At 60.5% G+C, this 11,155-nt stretch carries 9 protein-coding genes; 7 read left to right on the forward strand and 2 right to left on the reverse strand.

The window, feature by feature from the left end; all coding sequences use genetic code 11:
* Positions 1-23: 23 nt before the first annotated feature.
* The 6 genes from dadA (at position 24) to GIW04_RS08300 (ending at position 6,122) form a co-directional block, all read left to right on the forward strand.
* Entirely contained in the window at positions 24-1,325 is a 1,302-nt protein-coding gene (dadA, locus tag GIW04_RS08275) for a D-amino acid dehydrogenase (RefSeq protein WP_003195458.1), read from the forward strand.
* Positions 1,297-1,650 (forward strand): RidA family protein, encoded by a 354-nt coding sequence (locus tag GIW04_RS08280; RefSeq protein ID WP_003195456.1) that lies wholly within the window; start codon positions 1,297-1,299, stop codon positions 1,648-1,650. Before dadA ends, GIW04_RS08280 begins: the two co-directional genes overlap by 29 nt.
* A 79-nt stretch (positions 1,651-1,729) precedes the next feature.
* Positions 1,730-2,803: an alanine racemase gene (gene alr, locus GIW04_RS08285; RefSeq protein WP_120247457.1), complete on the forward strand. Its 1,074-nt coding sequence runs from the start codon at positions 1,730-1,732 to the stop codon at positions 2,801-2,803.
* A 116-nt stretch (positions 2,804-2,919) separates the two neighbouring features.
* Positions 2,920-3,468, forward strand: coding sequence for a cupin domain-containing protein (locus tag GIW04_RS08290; RefSeq protein WP_003195453.1), 549 nt, complete (start codon positions 2,920-2,922; stop codon positions 3,466-3,468).
* 182 nt (positions 3,469-3,650) lie between these two features.
* Positions 3,651-4,061, forward strand: a complete 411-nt coding sequence (locus tag GIW04_RS08295; RefSeq protein WP_003195451.1) for a c-type cytochrome — start codon at positions 3,651-3,653, stop codon at positions 4,059-4,061.
* A gap of 138 nt (positions 4,062-4,199) precedes the next feature.
* Positions 4,200-6,122 (forward strand): acetyl-CoA hydrolase/transferase C-terminal domain-containing protein, encoded by a 1,923-nt coding sequence (locus GIW04_RS08300; RefSeq protein WP_120247458.1) that lies wholly within the window; start codon positions 4,200-4,202, stop codon positions 6,120-6,122.
* Positions 6,123-6,238: 116 nt separating this feature from the next.
* On the opposite strand, the gene GIW04_RS08305 is transcribed toward GIW04_RS08300, so the two are convergent.
* Both GIW04_RS08305 and rep read right to left on the reverse strand, forming a co-directional pair.
* A complete protein-coding gene (locus tag GIW04_RS08305; protein ID WP_003195447.1) occupies positions 6,239-6,811 on the reverse strand; it encodes a xanthine phosphoribosyltransferase in 573 nt (190 codons plus the stop codon).
* 58 nt (positions 6,812-6,869) lie between these two features.
* The gene (gene rep / locus GIW04_RS08310; protein WP_003195444.1) at positions 6,870-8,879 is read right to left on the reverse strand and encodes a DNA helicase Rep; all 2,010 of its coding nucleotides are present in this window, start codon (positions 8,877-8,879) and stop codon (positions 6,870-6,872) included.
* A 266-nt stretch (positions 8,880-9,145) separates the two neighbouring features.
* On the opposite strand from rep, the gene GIW04_RS08315 reads away from it, so the two are divergent.
* Entirely contained in the window at positions 9,146-10,810 is a 1,665-nt protein-coding gene (locus GIW04_RS08315) for a putative bifunctional diguanylate cyclase/phosphodiesterase (protein ID WP_003195443.1), read from the forward strand.
* Positions 10,811-11,155: the final 345 nt, after the last annotated feature.

Below are 11,155 nucleotides of genomic sequence, written 5' to 3' on the forward strand. Positions count from 1 at the left end.
AAGCCCGCGATGAGGATATAAAAATGCGCGTTCTGGTCTTGGGTAGCGGCGTCATTGGGGTGACCAGCGCCTACTATTTGGCGCGGGCCGGTTTCGACGTCGTGGTGGTCGATCGTCAGCCTGCCGCTGCCATGGAAACCAGTTTCGCCAACGCCGGTCAGGTGTCCCCAGGCTACGCTTCGCCATGGGCCGCGCCGGGTGTGCCACTCAAAGCGATCAAGTGGCTGCTGCAACGCCACGCGCCGCTGGCGATCAAGGCTACCGCCGATATCGATCAATACCTGTGGATGGCGCAGATGCTGCGCAACTGCACGGCCAGCCGCTATGCGGTGAACAAGGAACGCATGGTGCGCCTGTCCGAGTACAGCCGCGACTGCCTCGACGAATTGCGCGCCGAGACCGGCATTGCCTACGAAGGCCGCAGCCTCGGGACGACCCAACTGTTCCGCACCCAGGCCCAGCTCGATGGCGCCGCCAAGGACATCGCCGTGCTGAAAGAGTCCGGTGTGCCGTTCGAATTGCTCGACCGCGCCGGCATTGCCCGGGTTGAACCAGCCCTGGCCAGCGTCACCGATATCCTCGCCGGGGCCCTGCGCCTGCCCAACGACCAGACGGGCGATTGCCAGATGTTCACCACGCGCCTGGTCGACATGTGCAAACAACTGGGCGTGGAATTTCGCTTCGAACAAGACATCCAGCGCCTGGACTACGCAGGCGACCGCATCAACGGCGTGTTGATCGACGGCAAGCTGGAAACTGCCGACCGCTATGTCCTGGCCCTCGGCAGTTACTCGCCCAAGCTGCTCAAGCCGTTGGGGATCAAGGCGCCGGTGTACCCGCTCAAGGGTTATTCGCTGACTGTGCCGATCACCAACCCGGCAATGGCGCCGACCTCGACCATTCTCGATGAGACCTACAAAGTCGCGATCACCCGTTTCGACAACCGTATTCGCGTCGGTGGCATGGCTGAAATAGCCGGTTTTGACCTGTCGCTGAACCCGCGGCGACGTGAAACCCTGGAGATGATCGTCAACGACCTTTATCCTCAGGGCGGCGATCTGGCCCAAGCCAGTTTCTGGACCGGCCTGCGCCCGACCACCCCAGACGGCACACCGATTGTGGGTGCCACGCCGTTCAAGAACCTGTTCCTGAACACAGGCCACGGTACCCTCGGTTGGACCATGGCCTGTGGTTCCGGTCGCTTGCTGGCCGACCTGATGGCGAAAAAAACGCCACAGATCAGCGCCGCAGGCCTCGATATTTCCCGTTATGGCAACCACCAGGAGTCCGCACAACATGTCAATCCAGCGCCAGCTCACCAATGAGCGCATGAGCCAGATCGTTGTCCACAGCGGTACCGTGTACCTGGCAGGGCAGGTCGGCGACGACATGAGCGCCGGGATTGAGCAGCAGACCCGTGAAACCCTGGTCAATATCGAGCGCTTGCTGGACCTTGCCGGGACCGACAAGTCCAGGTTGTTGTCGGTAACGATCTACCTGAAGGACATCGACGCCGACTTCGCTTTGATGAACGCGGTATGGGACAAGTGGCTGCCTAAAGGCGTCGCCCCGGCCCGCGCCACGGTGCAAGCCAAGCTGTGCGAACCCGAGATTCTGGTAGAACTGTCTGTCGTGGCTGCGCTGCCTTAACAACCATCCCTCTCCCGGTGCCGACGTTGTTGGTCGGCACCGGTTTTTTATTGACTTTGCTGCCTAGAAGCCTGCCGCCATGCGTCCAGCCCGTGCCCTGATCGACCTCCAAGCCCTGCGCCATAACTACCAATTGGCCCGAGAAGTCACCGGGGCCAAGGCCCTCGCCGTGATCAAGGCCGATGCCTACGGCCATGGTGCGGTGCCCGTGGCCCAGGCGCTGGAGGCGCAAGCCGACGGGTTTGCCGTGGCGTGCATCGAGGAAGCGCTGGAACTGCGCGCCGCCGGCATTCGTGCGCCGGTGTTGCTGCTGGAAGGTTTTTTCGAAGCCGACGAGTTGCCGCTGATCATCGAGCAGGATTTGTGGTGCGTGGTGCATTCGTTGTGGCAGTTGGAAGCCATCGAGAAAGCTCATTTGAGCAAGCCGCTGACAGTGTGGCTGAAGCTGGACTCGGGCATGCACCGTGTGGGCCTGCACCCCAAGGATTACCAGGAGGCGTATCAGCGCCTGCTGGCTAGTGGCAAAGTGGCGAAGATCGTATTGATGAGCCATTTTGCCCGCGCCGATGAGCTCGATTGCGTCAGCAGCAACGAACAAGTAACGGTGTTTGAGGCGGCGCGCCAGGGGCTGGCGGCTGAGGTGAGCCTGCGTAACTCACCTTCTGTATTGGGCTGGCCGAGCGTGTCCAGCGACTGGGTGCGCCCCGGTATCATGCTGTACGGCGCAACGCCCTTTGGCGAAGACCAGGCCCTCGCCGCGCGCTTGCAGCCGGTGATGACCCTGGAGTCCAAAGTGATCTGCGTGCGCGAATTGCCAGCCGGTGAGCCGGTGGGCTACGGCGCCAGGTTCGTCACGCCCAAGCCGATGCGCATCGGCGTGGTTGCCATGGGCTATGCCGACGGTTACCCGCGCCATGCGCCCACCGGCACACCGGTGCTGGTCGCTGGCCAGCGCAGCCGGCTGCTGGGGCGCGTGTCCATGGACATGCTGTGTGTCGACCTCACCGACTTGCCCCAGGCGGGCCTTGGTTCCACTGTGGAGCTGTGGGGCAAGCACATCCTCGCCAGTGATGTTGCCGTGGCCGCTGAGACCATTCCCTATCAGATTTTCTGCAATCTACGCCGAGTGCCAAGGCTCTATAGCGGCGCTTAGCCGCCAGCAACGAACCGAGCAGGCCGGGATTTAGGCCCAAGTGTTGTAAATACTGAACGCTGTCGCCATGATAACGCTCAATTACAACAAAGCCTGAATCCTAGGAGGCTCCTGCATTGGACGTCGGCGAACGACTGCAATCCATCCGTAAACTCAAAGGTCTTTCCCAGCGTGAGCTCGCCAAGCGTGCGGGCGTCACCAACAGCACCATTTCGATGATCGAGAAAAACAGCGTCAGCCCCTCGATCAGCTCCCTGCGCAAGGTGCTGGGCGGTATCCCCATGTCCATGGTCGAGTTCTTCTCCGAGGAAGTCCTCCAGGAAATACCGACGCAGATCGTCTATAAAGCCAATGAGCTGATCGACATCTCCGACGGTGCCGTTACCATGAAACTGGTGGGGCGGTCGCGCCCGAGCCGGGCCATCGCTTTTCTCACCGAGATCTACCCGCCAGGTGCCGACACGGGCGAAGAAATGCTCACCCATGAAGGCGAGGAAACCGGGATTCTGGTGGAAGGTCGCCTGGAGTTGGTGGTCGGCCTTGAAACTTTTGTGCTTGAGGCTGGCGATAGCTACTACTTTGAAAGTACCAGGCCCCATCGTTTTCGCAATCCGTTCGACGTGCCGGCGCGACTAATCAGCGCAGCCACCCCCGCTAACTTTTAAGAATAGAGGCGCCCTGCCAGCGTTGCAGAGGTTCCCGCAGCTGTACACCGTGAAGCCGAATCTCCCTTTATTTAATAGGGTTGTTTCGGCCGGGCGGGCTAACCGTTATACTTTCGCCGCCTGCGAAACCGTGGCCGCAGGCGTGAATAGCCACCATTGAGGGTGAACGCGTGAACCTAATTATGAAAATGCTGGCTGCACCAGCAACCGTACTGGCCCTATGGGCTGTCAGCGCTCAAGCTGCGACCAATGATGACATTGCCAAGCGCCTGGAGCCTGTGGGTCAGGTTTGCGTCCAGGGCCAGGAATGCAAGGGCATGGAAGTGGCCGTGGCAGCGGGCGGCGGCGGCGCGAAAACCCCGGATGAGATCATCGCCAAGCACTGTAATGCCTGCCACAGCACGGGCCTGTTGGGTGCGCCGAAAATTGGCGACACCGCCGCATGGAAAGAACGCGCCGACCATCAAGGCGGCCTCGATGGCATCCTGGCCAAGGCCATCACCGGTATCAACGCCATGCCGCCCAAAGGCACTTGCGCTGATTGCTCGGACGACGACCTCAAGGGTGCGATCAAGAAGATGTCCGGGCTGTAACCGATCGATCTTCGCCAAAAATGCCGCTTACGAGCGGCTTTTTTGTGCCTGCGAATTATGTATTGAGGCTGTTCATTGCAGCAAAGACCCGGCAAGCTCGGTCCAACTCCAATTCATGGAATGTTCGGGAGCAGTCGGATGGTGCAGTTGTGTTCAATCGAGCAAGCAGTTGACGACGTACTGGCGCGGTTGCCGGCGCATATCCACATGGGCATGCCCTTGGGCCTGGGCAAGCCCAATTTGTTCGTCAACGCGCTGTACCGGCGCATCGCCAAGTTGCCGGAGCGGGCGCTGACTATCTACACCGCGTTGAGCCTGGGTCGCCCGACGATGGGGGATGGCTTGCAGAAACGCTTTCTCGAACCCTTTATCGAACGGGTGTTTGGCGACTACCCCGAACTAGACTTTCTCGCCGACCTGCACAAGGGCAGCCTGCCGAAGAATATCCGTGTGCAGCAATTCTTCATGCAGCCTGGCAGCCTGCTCCACAGCGCCGCGGCGCAGCAGGATTACGTCAGCAGCAACTACAGCCATGCGGCGCGCGACATCAATGCCGCCGGCCTGAACCTGGTGGCGCAACTGGTTGCCAGTAGCAGCGAGCATCCCGACCGCCTGAGCCTGAGCTGCAACCCGGATATCACCCTCGACCTGATGCCCATGATCGCCAAGCGCCGCGCGACCGGGGAGACCATCCTGGTCGTTGGCCAGGTCCATAGCGACTTGCCCTACATGCCCGGTGATGCCGAGCTGGGCATGGATGAGTTCGACTACCTGCTGGATGAAAAAGACAGCACCACGTTGTTCTCCACGCCGAATATGCCGGTGGGCTTTCAGGACCATTTTATCGGCCTGCATGCCAGTACCCTGGTGCGTGATGGCGGTACGTTGCAGATTGGTATCGGCTCCATGGGCGATGCGCTGACCGCTGCCTTGCTGGCGCGCCAGGCCGACAACGAGGCCTATCGCCTGTTGCTCACCGACCTGGATGTGTACCAGTGGGCGCCGTTGATCAGCCGCGAAGGCGGCGTTGAGCCGTTTGCCCGTGGCCTTTACGGTTGCAGCGAGATGTTCGTCAACGGCCTGCTGGTATTGGCCGATGCCGGGATTGTGCGGCGCAAGGTCTACCCGGATGTGGCGACCCAGATGCAGGCCAACGCGGGCACCCTGGACGACGCGGCGCAACCCGACGGCGTGTCGATCCATGGCGGTTTCTTCCTGGGGCCGCGCAGTTTTTACCAGCGCCTGCAGGAAATGACCCACGCCAAGCGCCAGGCATTCAACATGACCCGCATCAGCTACATCAACGAGCTGTACGGGCAGGAAGAACTCAAGCGCCTGCAGCGCCTGGATGCGCGGTTTATCAACAGCGCGATCATGGTCACCTTGCTCGGCGCTGGCGTGGCCGATCAGTTGGAAGACGGTCGCGTGCTCAGTGGCGTGGGCGGGCAATACAATTTCGTGACCCAGGGGCATGCGCTGGAAGGTGCACGCTCAATCCTGATTTTGCGCAGCTGGCGTGAGTCGGCGGGGGAGGTCAGTTCCAATATCGTCTGGGAGTACGGCCACTGCACCATTCCCCGGCACCTGCGGGATATTGTCATTACAGAATACGGCATTGCCGACTTGCGCGGTCAGACGGATGCCAAGGTGATCGAAGCGCTGCTGAACATCGCCGACTCCAGGTTCCAGCACGACTTGATTGAACAAGCGCAAAAGGCCGGCAAACTGCCCAAGGAATTCCAGTTGGATCCGCGTTTTGCCGACAACACGCCAGAGCGGCTTCAGGCGATTCAGGCCAGGCATCGTCGCCTGTTCCCGGAATACCCCCTGGGCAGCGACTTCACGGATGAAGAGCGGGATTTGTTACGAGCGCTGAACTGGCTCAAGAGCAAATTCAAGCTCACGGAAATTCTGGAGTTGGGCAAGGCGGCACTCGACGCGCCGGAGCCGGAGGCCTTTCCCAAGCATTTGCAGCGCATGCGCCTGGATAAGCCGGAGGGCATCAAGGAAGACCTGTATCAACGATTGCTGCTTGCCGGCCTGCAGGCCACCGCCCACTGACAGCCCAACGCAAAACCCCATGTGGGAGCTGGCTTGCCTGCGATGAGGGCCTTTCAGTCGACATCTCTGTCGACTGACACTCCGCTATCGCAGGCAAGCCAGCTCCCACATAGTGATTACTCGATAAAGGTCACGACACCACCGGCCAGCGACTTCACCCGCGCCAGCGACTCAACCCGATAACCCTGCGCATCCAGTTCTGCACGCCCGCCCTGGAACGACTTCTCGATCACAATGCCCAAACCGGCGACGGTCGCGCCGGCCTGCTTGATGATCGAGATCAGCGCCTGGGACGCCTTGCCGTTGGCCAAAAAGTCATCGATCACCAGCACGCGGTCGCTGCTGGTCAGGTGGCGCGGGGAGATCGCCACGGTGCTTTCGGTTTTCTTGGTGAAGGAATACACCGTGGCCGACAGCAGGTTTTCCGTGAGGGTCAAGGATTGCTGCTTGCGGGCGAAGATCACCGGCACGCCCAGGTTCAGCCCGGTCATGATGGCCGGTGCAATGCCCGAGGCTTCGATGGTGACGATCTTGGTGATGCCCGAATCCTTGAACAGTGCGGCGAATTCGTCGCCGATCAGTTTCATCAGCGCCGGGTCGATCTGGTGGTTCAAAAAGGCGTCAACCTTGAGGACCTGATCGGAAAGCACGATGCCTTCTTCGCGAATTTTCTTGTGCAGTGCTTCCACGGAAAGCTTCCTCTAATGGCGCGTTGTGCGCCGAAAGTAGATTAAAAAGTAGTCGATTCTAGCGCTTTAGCATCGCGCGTATATCCGCCAAGGCGGTGTTGCCGCGAACGGCCTTCACCTCGGTGGGCGTGTCGTCATTGCCTTCCCAGGCCAGGTCGTCCGGCGGCAGTTCATCCAGGAACCGGCTGGGGGCACAGTCGATGATTTCACCGTATTGCTTGCGCTTGGCGGCAAAGGTGAAGGCCAGGGTCTGACGTGCGCGGGTAATACCCACATAGGCCAGGCGGCGTTCTTCCTCGATGGTGTCGGCTTCGATGCTGGAGCGGTGCGGGAGGATTTCCTCTTCCATGCCCATGATGAACACGTAGGGAAATTCCAGGCCCTTGGACGCATGCAAGGTCATCATCTGCACGCCTTCGGCACCGTCTTCCTCTTCTTGCTGGCGCTCGAGCATGTCGCGCAACACCAGCTTGCCGATGGCGTCCTCGACGGTCATCTCGCCGTCTTCGTCTTTTTCCAGGGTGTTCTTCAACGCCTCGATCAGGAACCAGACGTTGCCCATGCGGTAATCCGCGGCCTTGTCGCTGGAACTGTTGGTGCGCAGCCAGTTTTCATAGTCGATGTCCATGACCATGCTGCGCAGGGCGCTGATCGGGTCTTCGCCGGCGCACTGCTCGCGCACCTTGTCCATGAAGCGCTTGAAGCGTGACAGGCGATCAGTGAAGCGCGTGTCCAGGTGTTCGCCCAGGCCGATTTCGTCGGTGGCGGCGTACATCGAGATCTTGCGTTCGGTGGCGTAGTTACCGAGCTTTTCCAGGGTCGTCGAGCCGATTTCCCGGCGTGGCACGTTGATCACGCGCAGGAAGGCGTTGTCGTCGTCCGGGTTCACGATCAGCCGAAAGTAGGCCATCAGGTCTTTGACTTCCTGGCGTCCGAAAAAGCTGTTGCCGCCCGACAGGCGATACGGCACCTGGTGATGCTGCAGCTTCAGCTCAATCAGTTTGGCCTGGTAGTTGCCGCGATACAGGATCGCAAAGTCGCTGTAGGGCCGGTCGGTGCGCAAGTGCAGGCTGAGGATTTCCACGGCCACGCGCTCGGCTTCGGCGTCTTCGTTGCGGCAGCGGATCACACGGATCTCGTCGCCATGGCCCATCTCGCTCCACAGTTGTTTTTCAAACTCGTGGGGGTTGTTGGAGATCAGCACGTTGGCGCAGCGCAGGATGCGGCTGGTGGAGCGGTAGTTCTGCTCCAGCATCACCACTTTCAAGGAGGGGTAGTCTTCCTTGAGCAGCATCAGGTTTTCCGGGCGGGCGCCGCGCCAGGCGTAGATCGACTGGTCGTCGTCGCCTACCACGGTGAACTGGTTGCGCGTGCCGATCAGCAACTTCACCAGCAGGTATTGGCTGGCGTTGGTGTCCTGGTATTCGTCCACCAGCAGGTAGCGCACCTTGTTTTGCCACTTCTCCAGGATGTCCTTGTGCTCCTGGAATAGCTTGACCGGTAGCAGGATCAGGTCGTCGAAGTCCACCGCGTTGAACGCCTTGAGCGTGCGCTGGTAGTGGGTGTAGACGATGGCGGCGGTCTGCTCCTTGGGGTTGCGCGCGGCTTCCAGGGCTTCGGCGGGCAGGATCAGGTCGTTTTTCCAGGCCCCGATCATGTTCTTGATCTCGTCGACGCCGTCGTCACCCGCGTATTCCTTCTGCATGATGTCGGTCATCAAGGCCTTGACGTCGGTCTCGTCGAAGATCGAGAAGCCCGGCTTGTAGCCCAGCCGCACATGCTCCTTGCGGATGATGTTCAGGCCCAGGTTGTGGAAGGTACACACGGTAAGGCCACGGCCTTCGCCACCCTTGAGCAGGGTGCCGACCCGCTCTTTCATTTCCCGCGCCGCCTTGTTGGTGAAAGTCATGGCGACGATGTACTGGGCGCGGATGCCGCAGTTCTGGATCAAGTGCGCGATCTTGCGGGTGATCACGCTGGTCTTGCCGGAGCCTGCACCGGCGAGCACCAATAGAGGGCCGCCGACGTAGTTCACGGCTTCTTGCTGCCGGGGATTGAGTCGGGACATACGGAATTTTAGGAGTCGTTGTTCAAAAGGGCGGGCATTTTAACAGGCTGGAAAGATTCTGCTGCCATAGAACGACGGTGTGACGTACCACTCGATCTAAATTTGCCGGTTTTGCTACTTTGCCGCAGGATGTGGAGGAATAGCCGAGACGATTATTTACAGTCTGCGTATTTGATAACACCTATCATTTGTCATCCTTTGTCATTGTCAGGCCGCACGTCATAATGGCACCGCTAATGAAATTTTGCAGAGTCTAGGGAGTTAGCGTGTCTACGCCTGTCGAACCCTTGCGTTTGCTGCTGCTGGCCGATGAGCCCGAGTGGGCAGCGTTGTTGCGCGAGTGCCTGGCGCCGATGGGCGAAGGGGCTGTGCTGATCAGTGCGCCCAACTGGGACTCGGTGAGCCGCCTGTTCGATGACGACCAGGGTGCTGTGTTATTGACCACGCCCAGCCTGCAGCCCGGCCCGGGCCGGTGCAGTTTGCCGTGTGTATTGCTGCTGGAGCAGGAGCCCCTGGTGTCGCCGCTGGGTGTCAGCGATTGGTTGGTGCTGGATGCATTGGATGCCGACACATTGCGCCGCTGCCTGCGCCATGTGCGCGAGCGCGGCGTGCTGGAGAACACCTTGCAGCGCCTGGCCGAGCAGGACCCGCTCACCGGTATTGCCAACCGCCAGGGCTTCCAGACCTTGCTGGCCGCGCGCTTGGCAGAAAACGACGGCCGTGGCCTGGCCCTCGGTCACCTGGACCTGGACAATTTTCGTCATGCCAACGATGCCCTCGGTCATCAGGCGGGCGACCGTTTGATCCTGCAAGTGGTGTCGAGGCTCAAGAGCCAGCTCGAAGCCGGGGACCAACTGGCGCGCCTGGGCAGCGATGAGTTTGCCTTGTTGATCGATACCCGCCGGGCGCCCCAGCGCGCCGAATGGATGGCCGAGCGCATCACCGAAGTGATGGCCGAACCCTATTGGGTGGATGGCGAAAGCCTGTTGATCGGTTGCAGCCTGGGCATGGCCCATGCTCGAGCCCGCGCTGGCGCCGACCCGTTGATGTGGCATGCCCATATCGCCATGCAACAGGCCAAAAGCACCCAGGGCTGCACTTTCCATATCTTCAATGAACGCATCAACCGCAACGCCCGCAGCCTGGCCGACCTGGAAAGCGAACTGCGCCGGGCCTTGCGCCGCGATGAGTTGGAGCTGCATTACCAGCCGCGCCTGGACCTGGACGACGGCCATATCGTTGGCCTCGAAGCCCTGGTGCGCTGGCGCCACGGCGAGCGCGGCTTGTTGCCGCCCAGCGAATTCGTGCCGCTGGCCGAACAGAGTGGCCTGATCGTGCCATTGGGCTACTGGGTGATCTCCCGAGCCCTGCGCGACATGCAAGACCTGCGCGAACGCGGCCTGCCGCCGCTGCACATGGCGGTCAACCTGTCGTTTCGCCAGTTTCAGGACAGCCAGTTGCTGTCCACCCTCAGCCGCCTGATTGCCGAGCGCGGCGTGGAAGCGCAATGGCTGGAATTTGAACTGACCGAAACCGCCGTGATGCGCCGCAGCGACCTGGTCAAACAGACCATGGATGCCCTTGGCCGGTTGGGTGTGCGGTTTTCCCTGGATGACTTCGGCACCGGTTTTTCATCGTTTGTGCACCTCAACAGCCTGCCGATTGCCTTGTTGAAGATCGACAAGAGTTTTGTCGGCGGCATGGAAGAGCGCGAAGAAAACCGCAAGCTGGTGCACGCCATGATCAACCTGGCCCACAACCTCAACCTGGAAGTGGTCGCCGAAGGCGTGGAAACCCCTGAGCAACTTGAGCTTTTGCGCTTGTTTGGGTGCGACCAGGTCCAGGGTTACCTGATCAGCAAGCCGTTGCCGTTGCCGGAGTTGGTGGAATACCTGATGTTCGGGCAAAGCCAGCAGGCGCTGTTGGGTTAAGCCTTTAAAGTGGTTCAAATGTGGGAGCTGGCTTGCCTGCGATAGCGGCCTATCAGCCGACGCCTATCTACCTGACACCCCGCAATTAAACTGTGGGAGCGGGCTTGCTCGCGAAGGCGGCCTGGCAGTCAACACAGTTGGATTGTGTACATATCCATTGCTGCGGTAACGGCCGCTTAGGGTTCCGCCCTGACGGCGGCTCACTTTTGAAAAGCGCAAAAGTAAGCAAAACGCTCTTGCCCCACCACTCGGCACCTCGCTTAGGCTCGGTGTGCCCGTAATCCGCCAGTGATTTGGGGGGCCGCCGCCACGCGCCATCCATGGCGCGGGGCGGCTAAACCGGCA

The sequence above is a fragment of the Pseudomonas sp. PA-4-8C genome (genome assembly GCF_021606625.1).
Classification (GTDB): domain Bacteria; phylum Pseudomonadota; class Gammaproteobacteria; order Pseudomonadales; family Pseudomonadaceae; genus Aquipseudomonas; species Aquipseudomonas lactis.

Excerpts from the sequence above, each read along its gene's own strand:
- dadA (WP_003195458.1), top strand. The coding sequence starts at position 24 with ATGCGCGTTCTGGTCTTGGGTAGCGGCGTCATTGGGGTGACCAGCGCC.
- GIW04_RS08280 (WP_003195456.1), top strand. The coding sequence starts at position 1,297 with ATGTCAATCCAGCGCCAGCTCACCAATGAGCGCATGAGCCAGATCGTT.
- alr (WP_120247457.1), top strand. The coding sequence starts at position 1,730 with ATGCGTCCAGCCCGTGCCCTGATCGACCTCCAAGCCCTGCGCCATAAC.
- GIW04_RS08295 (WP_003195451.1), top strand. The coding sequence starts at position 3,651 with ATGAAAATGCTGGCTGCACCAGCAACCGTACTGGCCCTATGGGCTGTC.
- GIW04_RS08300 (WP_120247458.1), top strand. The coding sequence starts at position 4,200 with ATGGTGCAGTTGTGTTCAATCGAGCAAGCAGTTGACGACGTACTGGCG.
- rep (WP_003195444.1), bottom strand. The coding sequence starts at position 8,879 with ATGTCCCGACTCAATCCCCGGCAGCAAGAAGCCGTGAACTACGTCGGC.